The 20,199-nt window shown below is 38.5% G+C and carries 19 protein-coding genes; 1 reads left to right on the forward strand and 18 read right to left on the reverse strand.

Annotated features, from left to right (window positions below; translation table 11 throughout):
• Nucleotides 1–55: 55 nt before the first annotated feature.
• The 13 genes from ACWNMY_RS08530 to ACWNMY_RS08590 all read right to left on the reverse strand — a co-directional run bounded on the left by ACWNMY_RS08530 (nucleotide 56) and on the right by ACWNMY_RS08590 (nucleotide 10,114).
• The gene (locus tag ACWNMY_RS08530; protein ID WP_449537803.1) at nucleotides 56–1,570 is read right to left on the reverse strand and encodes a flagellin N-terminal helical domain-containing protein; all 1,515 of its coding nucleotides are present in this window, start codon (nucleotides 1,568–1,570) and stop codon (nucleotides 56–58) included.
• A 198-nt stretch (nucleotides 1,571–1,768) separates the two neighbouring features.
• On the reverse strand, nucleotides 1,769–2,002 hold the full coding sequence (csrA, locus tag ACWNMY_RS08535) for a carbon storage regulator CsrA (protein WP_449537804.1): 234 nt from the start codon (nucleotides 2,000–2,002) through the stop codon (nucleotides 1,769–1,771).
• Between the two features lie 11 nt (nucleotides 2,003–2,013).
• Nucleotides 2,014–2,451 carry a flagellar assembly protein FliW gene (gene fliW, locus ACWNMY_RS08540; RefSeq protein WP_449537805.1) on the reverse strand — a complete coding sequence of 146 codons (438 nt, stop codon included), beginning with the start codon at nucleotides 2,449–2,451 and terminating at the stop codon, nucleotides 2,014–2,016.
• 18 nt (nucleotides 2,452–2,469) lie between these two features.
• Nucleotides 2,470–3,060 carry a DUF6470 family protein gene (locus ACWNMY_RS08545; protein WP_449537806.1) on the reverse strand — a complete coding sequence of 197 codons (591 nt, stop codon included), beginning with the start codon at nucleotides 3,058–3,060 and terminating at the stop codon, nucleotides 2,470–2,472.
• Nucleotides 3,061–3,102: 42 nt separating this feature from the next.
• On the reverse strand, nucleotides 3,103–3,981 hold the full coding sequence (flgL, locus tag ACWNMY_RS08550) for a flagellar hook-associated protein FlgL (protein WP_449537807.1): 879 nt from the start codon (nucleotides 3,979–3,981) through the stop codon (nucleotides 3,103–3,105).
• 9 nt (nucleotides 3,982–3,990) lie between these two features.
• Nucleotides 3,991–5,544 carry a flagellar hook-associated protein FlgK gene (flgK, locus tag ACWNMY_RS08555; RefSeq protein ID WP_449537808.1) on the reverse strand — a complete coding sequence of 518 codons (1,554 nt, stop codon included), beginning with the start codon at nucleotides 5,542–5,544 and terminating at the stop codon, nucleotides 3,991–3,993.
• 14 nt (nucleotides 5,545–5,558) lie between these two features.
• Complete coding sequence (locus ACWNMY_RS08560) at nucleotides 5,559–6,041, reverse strand: flagellar protein FlgN (RefSeq protein WP_449537809.1); 483 nt, start codon at nucleotides 6,039–6,041, stop codon at nucleotides 5,559–5,561.
• 18 nt (nucleotides 6,042–6,059) lie between these two features.
• Entirely contained in the window at nucleotides 6,060–6,320 is a 261-nt protein-coding gene (gene flgM, locus ACWNMY_RS08565; protein WP_449537810.1) for a flagellar biosynthesis anti-sigma factor FlgM, read from the reverse strand.
• An 81-nt stretch (nucleotides 6,321–6,401) separates the two neighbouring features.
• On the reverse strand, nucleotides 6,402–6,803 hold the full coding sequence (locus ACWNMY_RS08570) for a TIGR03826 family flagellar region protein (RefSeq protein WP_449537811.1): 402 nt from the start codon (nucleotides 6,801–6,803) through the stop codon (nucleotides 6,402–6,404).
• Nucleotides 6,804–6,887: 84 nt separating this feature from the next.
• The gene (locus ACWNMY_RS08575) at nucleotides 6,888–7,592 is read right to left on the reverse strand and encodes a phosphoribosyltransferase family protein (RefSeq protein WP_449537812.1); all 705 of its coding nucleotides are present in this window, start codon (nucleotides 7,590–7,592) and stop codon (nucleotides 6,888–6,890) included.
• 3 nt (nucleotides 7,593–7,595) lie between these two features.
• Entirely contained in the window at nucleotides 7,596–7,877 is a 282-nt protein-coding gene (locus tag ACWNMY_RS08580; RefSeq protein ID WP_449537813.1) for a late competence development ComFB family protein, read from the reverse strand.
• Between the two features lie 98 nt (nucleotides 7,878–7,975).
• A complete protein-coding gene (locus ACWNMY_RS08585; RefSeq protein WP_449537814.1) occupies nucleotides 7,976–8,560 on the reverse strand; it encodes a class D sortase in 585 nt (194 codons plus the stop codon).
• A 57-nt stretch (nucleotides 8,561–8,617) separates the two neighbouring features.
• Nucleotides 8,618–10,114, reverse strand: coding sequence for a DEAD/DEAH box helicase (locus ACWNMY_RS08590; RefSeq protein WP_449537815.1), 1,497 nt, complete (start codon nucleotides 10,112–10,114; stop codon nucleotides 8,618–8,620).
• Between the two features lie 73 nt (nucleotides 10,115–10,187).
• On the opposite strand from ACWNMY_RS08590, the gene ACWNMY_RS08595 reads away from it, so the two are divergent.
• Nucleotides 10,188–10,406, forward strand: coding sequence for a hypothetical protein (locus ACWNMY_RS08595; RefSeq protein WP_449537816.1), 219 nt, complete (start codon nucleotides 10,188–10,190; stop codon nucleotides 10,404–10,406).
• 83 nt (nucleotides 10,407–10,489) lie between these two features.
• Here the strand turns inward: ACWNMY_RS08595 and ACWNMY_RS08600 are convergent, their stop codons facing one another.
• The 5 genes from ACWNMY_RS08600 to ACWNMY_RS08620 form a co-directional block, all read right to left on the reverse strand.
• Nucleotides 10,490–11,332, reverse strand: coding sequence for a DegV family protein (locus tag ACWNMY_RS08600; RefSeq protein WP_449537817.1), 843 nt, complete (start codon nucleotides 11,330–11,332; stop codon nucleotides 10,490–10,492).
• A gap of 187 nt (nucleotides 11,333–11,519) precedes the next feature.
• On the reverse strand, nucleotides 11,520–12,053 hold the full coding sequence (locus ACWNMY_RS08605) for a BsuPI-related putative proteinase inhibitor (RefSeq protein ID WP_449537818.1): 534 nt from the start codon (nucleotides 12,051–12,053) through the stop codon (nucleotides 11,520–11,522).
• 120 nt (nucleotides 12,054–12,173) lie between these two features.
• The gene (locus ACWNMY_RS08610; RefSeq protein WP_449537819.1) at nucleotides 12,174–16,682 is read right to left on the reverse strand and encodes a S8 family serine peptidase; all 4,509 of its coding nucleotides are present in this window, start codon (nucleotides 16,680–16,682) and stop codon (nucleotides 12,174–12,176) included.
• Nucleotides 16,683–17,207: 525 nt separating this feature from the next.
• The gene (locus ACWNMY_RS08615; protein WP_449537820.1) at nucleotides 17,208–19,208 is read right to left on the reverse strand and encodes a methyl-accepting chemotaxis protein; all 2,001 of its coding nucleotides are present in this window, start codon (nucleotides 19,206–19,208) and stop codon (nucleotides 17,208–17,210) included.
• 180 nt (nucleotides 19,209–19,388) lie between these two features.
• Nucleotides 19,389–20,081, reverse strand: coding sequence for a response regulator (locus ACWNMY_RS08620; protein WP_449538420.1), 693 nt, complete (start codon nucleotides 20,079–20,081; stop codon nucleotides 19,389–19,391).
• Nucleotides 20,082–20,199: the final 118 nt, after the last annotated feature.

Below are 20,199 nucleotides of genomic sequence, written 5' to 3' on the forward strand. Positions count from 1 at the left end.
GTAACATAATTTATGTTACTAGAAGGAATTATTACCAATTAACTTACGCCTTTAATTATCTAAGCAACTGTAAAACCCCTTGTGGTTGTTGATTTGCTTGTGCGAGCATTGCCTGCGCAGCCTGAGAAAGAATAGAATTTTTTGTCTGATTCATCATCTCTTTAGCCATATCTACATCACGGATTCGAGATTCAGCTGCAGTTAAATTTTCTGCAGATGTACCTAAGTTGTTAATTGTGTGTTCTAATCGATTTTGGAAAGCACCGAGCTTAGAACGTTCAGATGACACAGTTTCAATTGCATTATTAATTGTAGTAATTGCTGCATCAGCATCAGACTGTGAACTCACAGAAATCCCTTTAGCCGCAACTGCTTCAGTTACTACCTTTCCATTATTAGTAACTGCTGCATTAGATGCACTACTATCAATACTGATTGTCCCTGCTAACGTTGTATTAACAGACGCACTTTTGTCAAATGTTAAACCACTAAATTTAGAATCTGTAAAGGAAACAGAAGTTGCAGTTTTTGAAACATCTGTTGTTGCAGAATCCGTTCCACTTGAAGCTGTTACAGTTATTATATTGCTATTATCAGCACCACTAGCAAACGTACCTGTTGTAGCAACTCCACCTGTAAAAGTTGTTGAAGTATCAGAGGCAGCAGTAAATCCAGTACTTAACGAAGCTGCCGTTAAAGCCGTGTTAATTTGAGAAGCTAAAGTAGTTGCGTCTGTAGCTAATGATCCACTATCAGTTCCTGTACCAACTGTAATAGTAAGTTTTCCGGTAGAGGAATTAATATTAGCTGTTGAGGATGCGCTAGCTCCAGTAGCCTGCACAATCTCGATATCCTTACCATTCCATAAGTCGTCTTGATAAGCACCACCATCAACCGAAGAAATTTTAACTCCATCTATAGAAAAAGAGGATTGAACGTCCGCTTTTTGTTGAGCACTAATAGTAATTGATGCTCCATCAGCTAGAAGTGTACCAGGAGTTCCAACTACTTCTGCACCATTAATTCCAGTTGCTGAACTAACATCAGCAGTTGTCGCATTTGAAGCCACCCCTAAAGAAAATGCATCCATAGCTTTAATTGATATGGACATATTTTGACCAGAGTTTGCCCCGATTTGGAATGTTGAGTTATGTCCACCACCTAACAGATTCTTTGTATTAAACTCCGTTGTGTTTGAAATTCTTGTAAGCTCTTCAGCAAGTTGGTCTACTTCTTTTTGTATTTCAGTACGATCAGTTGATGTTGAAGTATCATTGGACGATTGTACCGCTAACTCACGCATACGTTGTAAGATATCATGTGTTTCGTTTAATGCACCTTCAGCAGTTTGTATTAAAGAGATACCATCCTGAGCGTTACGAGATGCTTGATCCAAACCACGAATTTGCCCACGCATTTTTTCAGAAATAGCTAGTCCAGCAGCGTCATCCCCTGCTTTATTAATACGAAGTCCTGACGCTAACTTTTCCATTGAATTTGATTGTGCATTTGAAGCACTAGTTAATTGACGGTGTGTATTTAACGCCGCAATATTGTGATTAATTCTCATTTTCTATTTCCTCCTTGAATGTTTGTTATCCCACGTCCTTGTGGAATTTAATATTTTTGCAAATAGTACGAAAGTCGGCCGTCTTTTATACTCATCTGCTTTACATACTTATTATCGACATGTTTTTTAAATGTTTAATAGTTTTTAGATTAATTTCTACAAAATTTTTAGGAAAAGAAAAATACCCGATATCTTTAATTAACGGGTATTTTTATAATTGATATTCAATTGCTTCAGCAAGTCGATCGAGGTTTGGGAGGCTTGGTTATTTTCATTTTGGATATCTAGAAAAACTTCTTTTCGATGGATTTCAATATGTCGAGGTGCATCAATCCCAATCTTAATTTGCTCTCCACTTAAGGATAAAATGGTAACCTCAATGTCATCTCCAATTTTAATGGACTCATTGAGCTTTCTGGTTAAAACAAGCATTCTCCCACCTCCTATTTCGCAGTTACTTTTTCAAAGATTACATGTTTTGTTTGGTAATTTGTATTCGTTAAGATAGCCTGTTTTCCAAGTTGTTTTTTGTTATTTAATACTATTGGAGCTTGTAGATTTGCTGTTGTTTTTTCAAACGGATCCTGAACGGTTAGAATTACATAGACAGTTACATCCTCTTCAGATTCGAGCTCGAGCTGTTCAACAGTTTGGTCATCGAGAGTAAATTCATACTCTTTAAAGAAGAAAAACGGGTTTGTTACTACAAATGCTAACCCTGGATTGCCTACTGACTGCATCACAGATATAAAAGTATCCTCTTCAAAAGGAAGAAATACAAATTTCCTTTCTTCTAGAAAGCCAGGTATTCCATTCGTAAATGTAATAATTTCTGTTTCCTCTATATGTACATCACCATGGTATTTCGTATCTATTTTCATATCATCACAACCTTATTCTTATATCTCTTGCTCGTAGTTTACACCGATATACTTTAGATTAGTAAAATCAATTTTCAAAGACTGTCTTTGTTCAAGACCAACATCGACTTTCCCTGGTGTATAATCATGGATTGGTTTATTTACACTGGAATTTATAACAGGTTTGTTTGTCTTCACCTGAATATCAACCTTTGCAGGGACATAATTAGTCTTAACACTAAAATGGGACGGTATCCATCCAATATTAAATTGCGGCTCCGGTCCTTCACTGTTTCTCTTTGCAATTTGCGTAATAGGACTCCCACCATTCTCAATTCTCATTAACTCGCTACCTTCTTGGGCTCGCCTGGCAATTCCTTCGAGTGAATCTTGATAGCCTTTATCCGCAGCTTCGGCAATACGGCGTGAAACATGTTTTAAATCCATATCTGCCCATGCCTCAGTCTGATCAATTGTTAATTTTCCTGGCGTAGTTTCAATTGCCATCTCTGCCTTTGGCTGTTCAATTGTGAGTTCTGCCTGAGGTTGTTGTATTTCCTGAATTGGCTTCGTTGTTTGGATCCCAATCTTAGCATATTGGGATTCTAAACGAATTTGAGCTAACTTCATGTCTTCACCTCTATCAAAAAAGCTATCTTAATTTAAGATAGCTTAACGTAAAAAGTCCATAAGTGTTGGTTGAATTATTTTAGATCCAACCCCAAGTGCTGCACGGTGTACAGCTTCGGCTGTTGTTAGGCCAATGATGACCTTTTCCATCTCAGCGTCTTCATTTTCAGAAATAATTTTCGTCGCAATTACTTCCTGCGAGCTAAGTCTATCATCAATTAATTCTATCCGATTATATCTTGCGCCTAAGTCTGCACGCACTCCCACTACATTCGAAATATGAGAATCTAATGTATCGAGGTAATTACCAATATCACCATCAGAATTAAGATCATTCACTAGATTAGTAAGTTCTGTGAAAAGGTCATTAGCATTACTGCCCTTTAGCAGGTCAGTAGATTTCACATTGACATTCATATAAACGCCTTTTGAAACCTCAAGCAAAACATCATTGCTAACGGTTGGTATCTGATTTGCATCTAGGTCTACTGGTTTATCCGTAGTATTGGTCCCATTAAATAAATACTTATTCCCGACCTTTGTATTCGCGATAGTAGCAATATGCTCTTTTAATTGTTCAACTTCTATTGCGATACTTTTCTTTTCATCTGCTCCATTTGTCCCAGTACTCGCTTGAACAGTCAATTCCCTCACACGTTGAAGTGCTTGAGTCATTTTATCCATCGCATCATCTGACGACTCCATCCATGTGTATGCTTCTGATAGGTTACGCTGGTACTGCTCAATTTCATTCAAGTCTGTCCGATAGCGCATTCCCTTGATCGCAATAACTGGATCATCAGATGGCTTTGTAATCTTCTTTTGTGTATTTAATTGATCCTGATATTTCCCTAATCGTTCGTAGCTACTACTTAAATTTCGTAACATGTTATTTGAGAGCATGGATTGTGTTACGCGCATTTTTTACACCTACCTTCCACCAGTACCGAGTCCGTTAATGACTTTATCAAGCATTTCATCAAGTACTGTTATCATTCTTGCTGAACCATTATAAGCGTGCTGGAATTTAATCATATTTGTCATTTCTTCATCTAAAGAAACTGCACTGACGGATTGACGGCGATTGTCTACTGCATCCTTCAATACCACAGCATTATCAGACATACGAATCGCTTCCTGTGAATCTACCCCCATTGAACCGATGAGAGATTCATAGAAGGATTGGATACTACCCGCTTCAATCGGAAAGCCGCCAGCCAATGTACCAAAATCAGCATTTTTCACATTTGCTAGATTCGTAGCATTGTAGCCATTTCCAGATTCACCTTGAATCGTTGAAACGGCAATATGACTTAGATTTTTAATGTTAGAAGAAACACCCATTGTAGCAGCTGCATTTTTATAACCATTGGTAAATGGTTTGAAGAAATCTCCACCTGCAACACTAGCCTCAGTTGATGTTTTCAATGTATACCCTTCTTTATGCACATTGTTAAACTGAGTGGCGAATGAATACGCCATTTTATCCAAATCATCTAGCATTTTTGAATAGATTCCTTTTTCCTCACCATTCTCCATATACCCATAAGACTCGATTAATCCCTTCATCTCCCCGCTCGGGATAAAGGAAATAGCCTGTCCATCTAGTTGAAGCCCAGTAACAGCACCTGTTGGCTGGTCCTTAACCCCATCATTATCAGAGTCATTGGCAGGATCTACTGAAATCTTTTTAAATGTACTTCCTTCAATCAATTTTGACTCGGCTCCATTTGGACCAACAATCGAGATATCCAATATCCCCTCAGCAACTGGGAGTGAATCCCCACCACTATTTCTTGGAGGATGAACTTTAATCTCTACAAATTTTGACAGTTCATCGATTAAGCGATCACGTTCGTCATATAAATCGTTTGGAAGATATCCTACTGGTTCAATCTCAGAAATTTGTTTGTTAATTTTACTGATTTGGTCAGAAAGTGAGTTTACTGTTTTAACAGTTACACTGATTTGTTTACCAAAATCATCTTTGATTGCAGTTAACGAGTTTGATAGGTAATTGAACGTATTTGCTACCATCTCACCACGTTGACGCACTACCGAACGTGCCCCTTGGTCTTCTGGGTTTGCAGCTAAATCCTGTAGTGATTGCCAAAATTGGTTCATTGTATTTGCTAAACCTGTTTCAGACGGCTCGTTCATGATTTCTTCCATCTTACCTAATGCAGTCGCTCGTGTGTCCCAATAACTTGTTTTCGTTTGTTCTCCGCGAAATTGAACATCCAAAAAGCTTTCACGCACACGTTGAATCGTACCTGCCTCTACACCTGTACCAAGTTGTCCAGGCATTCTTTCAGCATTTAAGCCAGGAGATGGAAATGGATTTGACTGGGTAAAATTAACACGTTGTCGTGAATATCCAGGAGTATTTGCATTCGCAATATTATGTCCAGTTGTATATAGTGCACTTTGCTGGGTAAGCATACCTCGACGTGCTGTTTCTAATCCATGAAAGGTTGATACCATTTTTCCATCCTCCGTTACGCCTTCGAATCAAACATCGGGCGACTTTGCTTTTTCTCTTTTGTTCCTGCAGGGTTTGCGTAGTTTACTGATTGTTCCTGTGGAAGAAGCATATCCAACGACATATTTACATATTGTAGTGACAGATGTGTGAGCTCCTGACTTAATTCATTTATTACTTTTAGTTCGTGGACAACTCTAACCAATTCTTTATGCAATCCTTCTAGCTCCGTACGAACTGGTTCATTCGTCATTTCGATACATTTTGATAACGTCTTCTCTCCTACACGTGGTCCGAGAATTTTATCGACGACTGAAATTCGCTCATTTTCCAATTGCCTAATTGCTAGTATATATTTTTGTTCTTCTTTCATTTGTTCACTGAGGGCATCAATGTCGCCTTTTTTCAGAATGTCTGTTTTTCGCTCAGAAAGCTTATATAATTTTTGATGTAAAGTAAGTATTTTTTTGAGTAACGTAACTAAGCTTTCAGATGACATAATGACCCTCCGTTCTCATTATTTTTTAAAATAAAAATCATACACGCTTTTTGCAACGTCCTCGGTGTTCACCTTATAGGTACCGTTTTGGACTTGTTGTTTTAACGCTTCTACCTTTTGTTGACGCTCAATCGTAATTGGCGATGTTTCCTGTAATTGTTTTGCAGCTGAAGAAATCTCAACCTTGTCTGCTTTGGTTTGTTTTTCTGTTGCTGCTACTTTGTTCATTTGATTTTTATACGGGTTAATTCCTACCGGTCCGAATGGATTAATTTTCATTGTAAATCCTCGCTTTCTATCCGAGCTTTACGCCTTTATCTTTATTATCGGCCGCAACACGTAAAAGTTTAGTCTTTTTTTCTATGCAAAATACGTCCCTTTTTTACGTTCTCTCAATTCTCTTTTACGCTCTTCCTCTTTTTCAAAGATCGATAATTCACTGCGAAGTTCTTTTGTACAGTCGCCACATAAGGTTCCTTCACGAATTAGGGTGCTACACTTTTGACAAGGATATCCAAGGTTAGGAAACTGCGCAAGCTTCAAACGTCCTGTCTTAATGAATTTAATGATAACTTCCTCGTCAACGCCTGTCCCCTCTGATGTCTCGATGATGGTCGCGGTGCGATTTTCCTTTTTACGTATAAATGTATAAACCGTTTGAAATGCTTTGTCCTCTTCCTTATAGCAGGTTTCACATACATCACGGATATTCGTTTTCACAAATAGACTGCCACAGTTTGGACAATTCATTAATTCTCCCATTGCTAACTCTCCTTAAAACACCTTTTTCTATCTATTATATCGGTGTTTTATCGGAATTTTATAGTGACAGTTTTTTGGAAATAACTATCCCCTCATCAACGTTAAACTGGATACTGATTTAGCTCCAGCCTTAAGCAATACTTCACCCGCTTGCCGTAGAGTAGAACCAGTTGTATAAATATCATCCACTAATAAAATATCTTTATCCTGAACAGACTCTACGACACGAAACACATTTTCACTCGAGATCCGTTCGTCCCGACTTTTCTTGGATTGCTTCTCAAGGTGGATTCTTGCTAATACCTCATTTACAGGTAAACCTAATAACCCCGCGAGTGCACTTGCCTGGTTAAACCCACGTTCATACAAACGCTCTTCACTTAATGGAATTGGAATAATCATAAATATGGAAGTAAAATACATTTTGAAAGCTTTTTTCAGGTGAGTTTTAAAAATTGAAGAAATAACAAAATCACCGCGGAATTTGTAGAGGGAGATAACATCTTTTGCAAAATCATTGTAGAGGTAAATGGATCGATTCTTTGTGAGCACTCCACGCCATCTCGGGTCTTTTTCCCATCGTATGCAGTCATAACAGAGGTTTCCCTTGCGATACTCATCGGCCAACTCCGAAAATGGACGTCCACAAATTTCACAAAGCTCACCATTAATTTTTACAAACTTTTCACTACAGGTCGAGCAAAGTGGATCTGGTTCAACCATTGAAAATAGTGTTGACCAAGAGTCCACTTCTTCAAAATAATTGTGACACACCAAACATATAGACATATCTCATCTCCTTATGAAATTTTCACATTGAGGATTTTCTGCAACCTTCTTTACAGCTTCCCCAATTTTCACATAGATGTTGGCCATCATTTGTTTATCGAAGTATTGCGCTTTCACATATGCCATGCCATTGTCCTTGGATACATAACGAGGATTCATTGAATTTAACGTTATGGCGAATACATCGTTTTTACACTGCGCACATTTACAAGGCATATTAATATCAGACCAATTCTTAAGTAACGCTTCAGCTACTAACGGCTCCATTGCATTAAAAACCTTCATGACCAACTCTCCAGTACTCTTTTAAAATCTATTATGACATATAGTGTAAATTTTTGTAAACTTTTTACTAATAAAAAAATTAACACCAATACCAGGTGTTAATTTTCTACCTTTTTCCCATAAAAGATAAAACGATGTGGTGCGTCCCCAAGGTATCCGAATGGGTAACAAGTTGTTACGACAAGCTCTTCTTCTGGTGCAGTCGATTTAATGATTGTCCGGTCGTCAGCATCCACGATTTTCGTGTCTACAATTTCATAGGTAAACTCGCCATACTCTAGTTTCACAACAAATTCGTCACCAATTTCCAGCTCATCAAAGCGTTTGAACAAGGTGTCTCTGTGGCCAGATAAAACAATTTGATCATTCTGGCTCGGCAATGCCGTACCTAAATAATGCCCAACACCCTTTGCGAGCTCCTCTTCATCTGTTCCTTCGATAATAGGCATCTTTTCTCCTAGCTTTGGAACTTCTAAGACTCCCATTGCTTCACCCTTTTCGTAGGTAGGAATCACAATTTCCTCCACAATTTCTTCAGATGGAGTGGAAATTAGCTCTTCCGCTTGTACGAGTGCTTCTTTTTGAGATTGATTGGAATCCCATATTTGAAAAATTGAGTAACCTGTTAATGAAACTCCACTGATGATTAATAGAAGTGCAAGTGAATAAACAACCTTTTTCATAGAGAACTTCACCACCTAATTTGTCTACCTTTATCATAATAAAAAGCAACTCTGAAATCAATCAATGAACCCATTTTGTATGGCTTCTTTATTCATGTTTTCGATATGTCTTTTTGCCTTAAGCATTTCCCTCGTTCTCCCGTAATGAAAAAATAAGATGTCACCAGTTGGAAACTGGGCGCTACGGCCAACCCTACCAGAAATTTGCACCAGAGCACTCTCGGTAAAAATCTTATCCTCCGCGCCTAAGACAGCAACATCAATATTCGGAACAGTTACGCCTCTTTCCAGAATTGTAGTTGTTACTAGGATTGGGATATCTCCTGTTCGGAACCTCGCGACCTTATCCTTCCGCTCCGAATCCTCCGCATGTACCCCTTCAATTCGAGAATCGAGACTCTGCAAGATTTCAACGATGCTTTCAAGATAAGTTATCCTAGGAACAAACAGAAATGCCTGTTTTCCGTTCTCCAAGTGCTCCTTAATCCAAGCTAGTACATTCCCTGGAAGTCTCTTCTTTTTCATGCCTTTCTGCCAATTCCCACACCAAATAAAGGTTGGAACAGGCAATGCATGACGATGGTACCTCGCAGGAATGGTCACAGCTTTTCGTTTCCCATCCTGTATTTCCTTTTTCCACGATTGATTGGGAGTTGCGGTGAGATAGATGCTTGAGGAGATATCCTTTTTGGCTTGGGTAACAGCAAACTGGAGCATTGGTTCAACGGAGTAGGGAAATGCATCGACCTCATCAATGATAATCATGTCAAAGGCTTTGTAGTAACGGAGGAGCTGGTGGGTAGTGGCAAGTGTGATGGGGGCTGTCTTGTTACGGTCCTCACTTCCTCCATATAAGGCAATCACATCAACATGCGGAAATGCGGCCTTAATCCGAGGGGCAAGCTCAATTACAACATCAGTCCGAGGAGTCGCAATACAAACATTCTTCCCAGACGTAAGTGCAACTTCAATCCCTTCAAAAAGGATTTCTGTTTTCCCCGCTCCACACACAGCCCAAATTAAGAGTTCGTCAACTGAACGAACGGCATTAATTAGCTCGGTCGACGCTCTTTGCTGCCCAGGCGAAAGAGTCCCCTCCCACACAAGTGGTTTCTCTGGTATATTTACCACAGTACTTGGCCCACTCCAGCTTACCAATACAGTACATTCACTCATTCTTCCCATGTTGATACATTTCCTGCAATACGTACATTCCTGCTTACAGCGCGCACAATCAAACGACGAAAAAAGCTTTTGATCCATGTTCCCACATCTAACACACGAATAGACGCCCTCGGTCTTCGTTATACATTTTCTATATTCCAAATAACCATTTACATAGTGCCTATGTAATTCTTCTAATGGAAAAGAGAGTTCTTCTAGTAGGAGTTGTTTGCCAAGGAGTGTTTGTTGGAGTTCATGGGAGTAATCAAATGCGGGGTTTAATAGTTGAGGAATAATAGATCCAAAATCGGATATTCGTTGAAGCTTAGAAAACTTCTTATCCAGTAAAAACTCAGGTAGTAGTATGTTTTTTTCTAGTAAAAAACGCATAAAAGACCTCCACTTTTTTGTTTAATAAACCTAAATTTGGGGACAATGATAGTATGGAAAGGTAGGGAATGACATGATGAAGTGGATTATTAAGCACGGATTGTTGCTTTGCATTGGTTCAATTTTACTCTTCGGAGCAAGTGCCGTTATATTTCAGGAAAGAATACAAATTACTTCTTCCACTTGGACTGTTCTGTTATTATTCTATTTTGTTGTACTCAGTTTGTATAGCAGTTATGAATATAGAAAAGTTCCCGTGGAAGATAATCAAGATGAGAATCCTCAAAAATAATATTTTGTTATTGAAATTAGGAATTCACTCCTAATTTTTTTTTGCCAAAAAGCGCCGCACCAAAGCACAGCGCCACAATCAAATTACTTCTTATACCACCCTAAGCCAACTGCACCCTCACCAAGGTGTGTGCCAATAACTGGTCCAAAATAGCTTAGTAAAAATTCAACGTGCGGATACTTTTTCTCAAGCTTAGCCTTAAGTTCCTTTGCTTCTTCCTCGATGTTACCATGAATGAGTACTGCTCTCATTGGTACAGCTTTACTTGCATCCTCATCGAACAAATCAAAGACTCGATTCAGCGCCTTTTTACGTGTACGGATTTTTTCAAAGGGAACAATCACTTTATCTTCAAAGTGAAGAATCGGCTTCACCTGAAGCAAGCTTCCCACAAAAGCCGCAGCACCGCTCAAACGGCCTCCACGCTGAAGATTTGTAAGATCATCCACCATAAAATAAGCTCTCATCGACAGTTTCATTTCCTCTAATCTTGCGAGAATCTCTTCCGCTGGCTTACCTTCACTTGCCATTTCTGCCGCTTCAAGTGCATAAAAACCTTGTACCATACAACTGATTTCAGAGTCAAACGCATAAACCTTCACACCTTCAACCATATCACCCGCTGTAACAGCTCCCTGGTAGGTACCGCTAATTCCGCTTGATAAGTGTACACTGATGATAGCATCATTTTCTTGCCCTAGCTTTTTAAAAAGCTCAACAAATTCGCCGATTGGTGGCTGTGAAGTGGTCGGTAATTCATTACGTGCTCGGAGTTCCTCATAGAAAGCCTCTGCAGTAATATCCACTTCTTCACGATAACTTTCACTACCAAAAACCACACTAAGGGGTATCATATGTATATTATGTTTTTCACGAAGTTCCTCTGGTATGTAGGCTGTACTATCCGTTACAATTGCCGTTTTCATATATTTTTACCATCCTGTCCTATTCTTATATTTCCCATTTTATATGAATTGGGTGGGGATGTCACTTGTTTATAGTATGTATATGTCGGACAAGTTATTTTAATTTATAAAATGATAGGTTTAGGAACCTGATTTCACGTATATATTTTTAAATCTTGGCCGGTTTCGTAATAATTACCTATCAAATTCACTCTACCTCAAACAATAATTCTTCCTTTAACGACGTTAGACCTCTGGCATTTATCCAAAACGAGAGGGTATACTCTCCTTTTTCTAATGTTGGTAAGGTTGCTGTAAATGACAAAGACTGATTTACAGGAAGTAACACATTCTTTATTACTTGTGCAAATACTTTATCATCAGAATAGCGATGAACTAATTCTCCTTTTTGATTATAAATTTCATAATCATACTGCTGAGCGGAAGGAAATTGCAGGTGAATATCCTTATCCCCCTTATTGTGAACGTCAAATACAATCGTAATGAGATTTTTTTCTACCTGCTTCGAAATAGAGGTTTCTAACTTGTTCATTCCAAAAAGTTCTAGTTTTTGTCTGGCTATTTTTTTGCGACCTTCTTGCATCTCACTCTCACTCTCCACTTTCATTGAATTCGTTTCCTGTTTAGGTTGGTCAACTCTCGCTTCTTGTAATCCGAATACAAGAAGGACGAGGACAATTAATGTAATCCCACCATATAAAAATATTCGTTTCCTCTTCATAAAAACCACCCTAAGCAACACGTTATATGTTGAATCATATTCGTTTTAGCTATATCTATTACAAAAAAAACCCTACCTTTACTAGGATTTTCTTTTAGTAAAGGTAGGATTCGTCATGCCTTATAGTGAAACGTTTTTATTTCTTCTACGCAGGATAAACAATGCACCAAGTCCAGCTAATAATAGGGTAGCCCCGATTAATAGGTAATTATAGATTGGTGTTGCAGTTGTTGGTAGTTTATTACCATTGTCATTGTTGTTTCCATCGTTATTCGAATTTCCTGGATTCTGCGGCTTTGGATCCTGTGGTTTCGGATTTTCTGGCTTTGGATTCTCAGGTTTTGGATTTTCCGGTTTTGGGTTCTCCGGCTTTGGATTTTCTGGTTTTGGATCTTCAGGCTTCGGGTCCTCTGATTTGACAATATTACTTACCTCGATAATTTGAACAGTTTCAGTTCCATCGCTGTTCTTCACATAGACCGTGTACGTGCCATTCTTAACTACAGAGAACGACTTAGCTTCGAGATCTATTTCCATTCCATCTTCCTGGAAGTCTGCAACTGTACGTTCACCTTCAAGCCACTTCATTGCTACCGCATCACTGTTCACATCAACTGAGATCAGAACTGGACCATTTGTTGGTTCAGTTGTTGACGGTGTAAGAGTAACGACAACAGGCTCAACCGGTTCTGTAATATTTTCAACAGTAATCGTTTGTACCGCTTCAGCGCCATCCAGATTTTTCACATAGACAGTATATGTGTCGTTTTCAACTACATTGAAGGATTTTGTCTCAGCGTCGATATCTGCTCCACCAGTTACAAAGTCCTCAGCAGTTTTCTCACCTTGTAGCCATTTCATTGCCACTAGCTCACTTTCACTATCTGTAGCAACTGTAATAGATACTGGACCTTCTGTTGGCTCAGTTGTTGAAGGTGTTAATTCAACTGTAATTGGTTTAACTGGCTTAATAATGTTATCAACTACAATCGTTTGTACCGCTTCAACACCTGCTGCATTCTTAGCGTAAACAGTGTACGTACCATTTGCAGCTACCTCAAATGATAATTGTTCAAGGCTAATTTCATTTCCTGCTTCTGCAAAATCAGCTACTGTCTTACTACCTTCTAACCATTTTACCGCTTCTAGTTCTTCTACACTGTCAGTAGCAACTGTTACAGTGATAGGACCTTCTGTCGGTTCTATTGTAGATGGTGTTAGTTCAATAGCAATTGGTGCTGGTGGTACAACAATATTTTCAATTGAAATAGTTTGTACTGCTTCCACACCTACACTATTCTTCGCATACACAGTGTATGTTCCATTTTCAGTTACATCAAATGACATTTGATCAAGGCTGATATCAATACCACCCTCTACAAAATCAACTGCTGTTTTTTCACCTTTTAACCACTTAACTGCAACGAGTTCCTCTTCACTGTCAGTAGCAACTGTTACAGTGACTGGACCTTCCGTTTGTTCAGTTGTGGATGGTGTTAATGAAACAGTAATTTCTTTTGGTTGCTCAGCTTCTTTTACATTCAATTTCACTGCTTGTTCTGCTGAGTTTGCTACGCTATCCTCAACTGCAAGAGCCAATGTATTTTCGCCAGCCTGTAAGCCTGTTAACGCAATTTCAAATGTACCGTCTTGTTCGATGGTAATTGAATCTCCACCAACCGTGCTTCCATCCTTATTTGTTAGTACATATGAAACTTCTAATTGATCGTTTACGTCATATGGTAGACCAAACATACCTTCAACTGTATCTTTAAAATCAATAAATTTATCGGTAATTGAACCCTTAACGATATATTCTGACCCTTCAATTTCTTCTAAGACTGTGTCGAATGAAATATCTGGTGCAGACGTTTTAATAAATAATGGTCCATCATCACCAAGGAAGGCTTCTGGTGTAAATGTTGCTGCATCCCATGAAAGCATATCAACTGTATACACACCTTCTGGTGCTACTGCAGCTTGACCAGTCTCCCAAGAAATGTATGATCCATCAATTCCGGATAATGTGTAATATCCTGCAGTCAGAGGTGTAGCAATCATATATCCAAGATAGCCATCACCAAATGCTCCACCATCAGGATTTACTGCATCCCATAATTCAACTGTAATTAGGTCCTCATCACCTAACAGCCCTAGATTTAAGCTTGTTTCATCAAGAGTTCCATCACCGTTTGGTGAGATTCCATAGTCATCAAGGAAGAAATATTCCAACCCTGAAGGGCCTTCATCCGAAAATGCAGCCGCATATGGTAACAGTAACTTTGTACCTTCACTAACGATATGGATGTATCCAAGTAATTCGTTACCCGGTGAATCCTCTCCTGCAGGTACTGTTAAAGTTACATTAATCGTTTCTTTGCCGTTAAGTGTAAATGATGACTTATCCACTGTTACTTTTGCATTTGCTAGTGCACCAGTAGCAGCTTTTGTTACCTCAACACTCACGTCAAAGTCATTTGATTTTCCTACTAGGTCTCTTACTTCAATTTGTTTTGTAACGACAGTTTCTTTCTCAGGATCAGGCACGACTTTTCCAAATGTAACTGTTCCTTTTTCGTAATCGTAAACCTTACTTTCAAACTCTGTACTGTCTAACGCATACGCCAATGCTTCTGCATTTATAGCCTGTAATGGTTGGACACGTCCTGGACCTTGTGCAAATACATCATATAGTTTAGTGTCTAATTGTTTTGCTGTGTTTGATAACGCTACTTTAATATCAGATGGTTCCAAATCTGGATTTTTCGATAACATTAATGCTGCTATTCCGGCAATGTGCGGAGTTGCCATACTTGTACCAGTAAAACGATCATAGCTTTGTGAATAATCTGCATCTGGATAGTCTTTTCCGTATGCAGGAACAGATGACATAATGTTTGTACCAGGTGCTGAAACATCTGGCTTAATATCAAAGGTTGGAGTAGATGGCCCACGTGAACTTGAATCGTTAATTCCATCACCCTCTGTTTTACTCTTTTCATAGTTGCTGAAAGTTACTTTTCCTACTTTTCCTTCTGTTGCAGCAATAGCTTCTCTGAATGCTGCACCGTCAGAAGTCGAAATATCAAATGTTGGGATAAATTTAAAAGAATCTCCAAGTAGGATATTAGCTGGTCCAGCATCAGCAACATTATTATGTATAATGATACCTAATGCACCAGCAGCTTTAGCAGCATAAATTTTCTCAACAAACGGGATTTCTCCACGTGACACTAGAGCTACCTTTCCATTTACATCTAGACTATTATAATCTGTAGCAGCTCCATATCCTGGTACAGCTACTACATCATATGTACCTGATAATGTTTTTTCAGGATCTGATGCAAATGTCCAACCCATCATGCCTACGTTATATTCATCACTAAAGTCGCCAGCTTCCACTGCCATCTTAGCTTCAATAATTGTTTCAGGTAAAGTAGAGTTACCTACCGAAATAGCAAGAGCAGCAGACGATGGATTACCAATAGTAGAACGGTTAGGTCCACTATTTCCTGTTGCAACTATTGCTGTAACTCCAGCTAGCACGGCATTGTTAATTGCTATTGAATCTGGTGCAGTTTGGCTATTACTACCTCCACCTAATGATAGATTAATAATATCCATGTTTTCTACAACTGACTTTTCAATTGCGGCAATAATTCCAGAAGTTGCCCCACTACCGTATGCACCTAAGACACGATACGCATATAGGTCAATTTTTGGCGCGATTCCTTTAATTCCGTATTCATTTGCACCAATTGCAGCGATTGTACCTGCAACGTGTGTTCCATGATCTGTATAGAAAGAGCTACCATTCGCATTGAATTCAGGCATATGAGCCGGCCAATCTTCAGGAGTTGTCTCATATGGATCATCCGCATCACGACCGCGAGCGTAATCACTTCCGTGTAAGACAAAGTTATGTCCACCTTTATAAATACCTTCAAACTCAGGGTGGTGATAATCGATTCCTGTATCAAGAACAGCTACTTTAACATTTTCACCTTCATATCCCATATCCCAAATCGCTGGGATATCTAAATGAGAGGTACTTGTATTCATTGTTGCAGAAACAGTTCCATCAACGGGCGTAATTTCTTTTAACGCATGTCTCTCACTATCTGGTTCAACTCGTACAACACCTTTAATGTTAACAAGCTTTTGAATGTCTTTAGCAGGTAACGTTAAAGACATACCATTAAATACTTGGTTATATGAGAATCCTTTTTTCCCTGCAATCTTCGCTTCTTTTAATTTTTTTTCAAATGAAGCCTGCTGTGCAGCAACTTTCTTCTTCACATCTGCTGCTTGTGCTGCAGAAAAGGACTGACCCTTTACCGCTTTCTTTCCTTGTTCAAGTGCAACTGGCGCTTCAGAAAGTTGCACGATAACTGATACTTCCTTGTTGCCATCTAAGTTTACTAAGGAAGGATGTATCGTTGGCTCTCCAGACAATAGAGCCTCCTGTTCTTCTATTACTTGCTTCATTACTGATATTCTTTTGTCTTCATTAATGTTTTTAGATAAAGTTTTTTCTGCGGATGCAAAGTTTGGAGCAAAAAATGAAAATACGAGCGTAAAGATTAGTAAACTAGTAAAAATTTTGTAGTACTTATTTCTTTTCGACAAGCCCATTCCCCTCTCTCTTTCCCATATCAAATGAGATCTTCGCTTAAAAATAATACTTTATTCTTTCTTCTCCCCCCTATCTTCCTACTAAATCTAGTCCCAATGGAACAACTTAAATGTTACAATAGTCCAATCAATTCATAAATACAAAAAATTCTAAATAAAACGACAAATTATTCACTTTTTGCGATTTTTTGTAATAAAATAGGGGATTATAAAAATTTGCTTTGCTATGAAATTCCATTAAATCCTATATTTCTTGGGATTTAAACAATTTACGTCGAAAGAACTAAAAAAACTGCATTGTCATTATTTGTCTATGAAATAGTTCTAAAGTACTAGTCAACGTCTTGTAACTTTTAACCTAACGACGAAAAAAATCACTAGCTTAACAAAACAACGCTAGTGATTTTTACACATAAATCCCCTAATGTCTCTAAATAAAAACAAAGGCTGAGCCACAGGGCTCAACCTTCCACCTTCCACTATTCTATTCTTTCCATTTACTAGTATAAGTAAATAGAATCAGAGTCTAAACTTCTTAACAGCCTCCTGTAATTCTTCCGCCATATAAGATAATGACGCTGCTGAAGAAGCGATTTCTTGCATCGATGCTAATTGTTCTTCAGTAGCTGCTGATACGTCCTGTGTTTGAGCAGTGTTTCTACTTGAAATTTCATCAACCTGCGCTACAGTTTCTACCACTTGTCCAGCACCTACCGCCATTTGTTCAATTGATGCAGAGACTTCTTGTATTTGAGAAGTAACATGATCAACGAATTGTTGAATTCGTCTAAAGGATTCTCCTGCACCATTTACAACTTGTATTCCTTTTTCAGTCTCGACAGTCCCCTTGTTCATGGACTCTACTGCTAGTTTCGTATCGTTTTGAATGGAACCAATTAGTTCCCGGATTGTATCCGTAGATTTTGCTGATTGCTCGGCTAGCTTTCTAACCTCGTCGGCCACCACTGCAAATCCTTTTCCGTGTTCTCCCGCTCTTGCTGCCTCAATTGCTGCATTTAAAGCTAAGAGATTCGTTTGACTCGCAATTTCCGAAATAACATTCACGATTTGATTGATTTCATCTGATCGCTTTCCTAACGTATCTACGATCGTTCCTAGATTTTCTACCGATTCATTGATGATTTGCATTTGTTCTATCGATTGTTTGATCGACTTTTCACCAGTAGAAACGACTCCCATTGCTTCAGTTGCCGTTTCGGAAACATGCTGTGTATTTCCTTTGATTTGCTGAATGCCCTTTGACATTTCTATGATAACTTCGTTTGTTTCCTTCATCATCGCCAACTGCTCGTCCGTACCTGCTGCTACTTCAGTTATAGCATTTGCAACCTGTTCCGTTGCCTGAGAGTTTTGTTCGGAGCTTGCAGACAATTGCTCTGATGATGCAGCCAATAGCTCTGACTTTTCACCCACATGAGTAATTAGTTCTCTCAATGAAAGTAACATCTTATTAAAACTGTTTCCTAGCTTCCCTAGTTCATCATTGTTTTTCACTTGAATCGTTTGAGTAAGGTCACCGTTACTTACCTTGTCGGTAACGTCCACTAATATTGACAATGGTTTAGTAATACTTCTTACAATAATTATTGCTAGAATGAGTCCAATAAAAATAAAAATTGCTACTACAATAAATGTTGTAAATAAAATGCCTTTTGTTGCTTCATCAATCTCATTTGCTTCCATTACACCAGCAACTTTCCAGCCAGTGAGTTCATTCGTGACAAATGATGTTTCATACCTATTACCTTGAAACTCGTCAGCAAGATGCCCTTTTTCTTTTTGGTAGATTAACTTGCTATAGGTTTCCCCTTGAGGTACTGTTCCAGTTTCTTGTGTGGGGTCTGCCAAGTACTTTTTCTGAGCAGATAAAATAAATGTGTACCCATTCTCACCAATTTTTATTCCAGTTGTTATGTCTTGGATTGCTTCTAAACTAAGGTCTAACCCAATTACCCCAGAACCATCCTTTAACTCTTGAGCTACTGTCACCAACATAGTCCCTGTTGCCAAATCTTCATAAGGTTCTGTAATAATCGCTTTTCCTGAATTAGCTACAGCCTGCTTATACCATTCTCTTTCCCTTGGATCGAAATCATCTGGCAGTGTAGCATTGGGGTATAAAAACATTTGTCCATCTTTTGTCCCTGAAAATACTGTTACAACATCAGGATGAAGAAGTGAATATTGTGTAAGTGTTTCAATTGTTTTTGGCGCTTCTGATTCCGTAAATGACTGAGCATTTAGCCTAGATCCAAAATACTCCACATCCGAAAACTTGGTTTTTATGGTATCTGTTATGAAGTTATCTAAGAGTTCCACATTTTCGGTTGAACTTGCTAGCATTTGGTTCTTAATTTCTTTTTGTGCAGTGTTGTAAGACATAAAACCAATTGTGAAACTTGGTAACAAGATAATAAAAATAAAGGTAAGATATAATTTCTTTCTAATTGTGAAATTAAATATATCTTTGAATCTAATACTCTCACGGTTGCTTTTCATAGTTGAATTTCCTTTCTGCTTTGTATTACGGATAATGGTTAATTATAGTATCACCTTTATTCTATCGGCAGAATTATAGTCTTCTTTAGTACGAACGATAGGTAAAATATACCCGTTCCGTAAATTAGGGCAACAAAAAAAGCCAAGCCCCGAAAAGAAGCTCAGCCATTTACCAATCTATTATTTAACTTCCACCCAGCCATTCTTAATAGCCACAACTACAGCCTGGGTACGATCGTTTACATTCATTTTTTGTAGTATATTACTTACGTGGTTTTTAACCGTTTTTTCACTAATATAGAGATCGTCACCAATTCCACGGTTGCTTCTTCCGTCTGTAAGAAGCTGTAGAACCTCGCATTCACGTCTAGTTAACAGATGTAATGGACGGCGAACCTCCACCTCTGCATATGAGTGTGCTGCAACGGATTGTCCACTTGCAACTGAAAGTCGACGAAACTCTTTTACTAGATTATGCGTTACTCTTGGATGTAAGTAGGATCCACCCTCTGCGACAATCTTAACCGCTTCTACTAGAGAATCCGCATCCATTTCTTTTAATAAATAACCAGTTGCTCCAGTTTTAAGGGCATGCGTCACATAGCTTTCATCATCGTGGATAGACAAAATAATGACCTTTGTATTAGGGTACGTGTCGATTAATTGTTTCGTTGCTTCAATTCCGTTCAAGTTAGGCATGTTAATGTCCATGATGACAACATCTGGTTTATGCTCCTCAATAAGAGTTAAGGCCTGTACTCCATCGTCACCCTCAGCTACGACTTGAAAGGTTGGTTCAAAATCTAGTATACGTTTTACGCCTTCGCGAAATAATTGATGATCATCAATAATAACTATGCTTGTTTTCATAATAACGCCTCCCCCTCTCATTTTACAATTGAGGCAATTTCGGTCAATACTCCATTAGGAGTATTTAACGATACTTGTTTTTCCCATAACTCATAGTTTTCCTATATTAATAAGCAGAATA

Source organism: Ferdinandcohnia sp. Marseille-Q9671 (assembly GCF_976954385.1).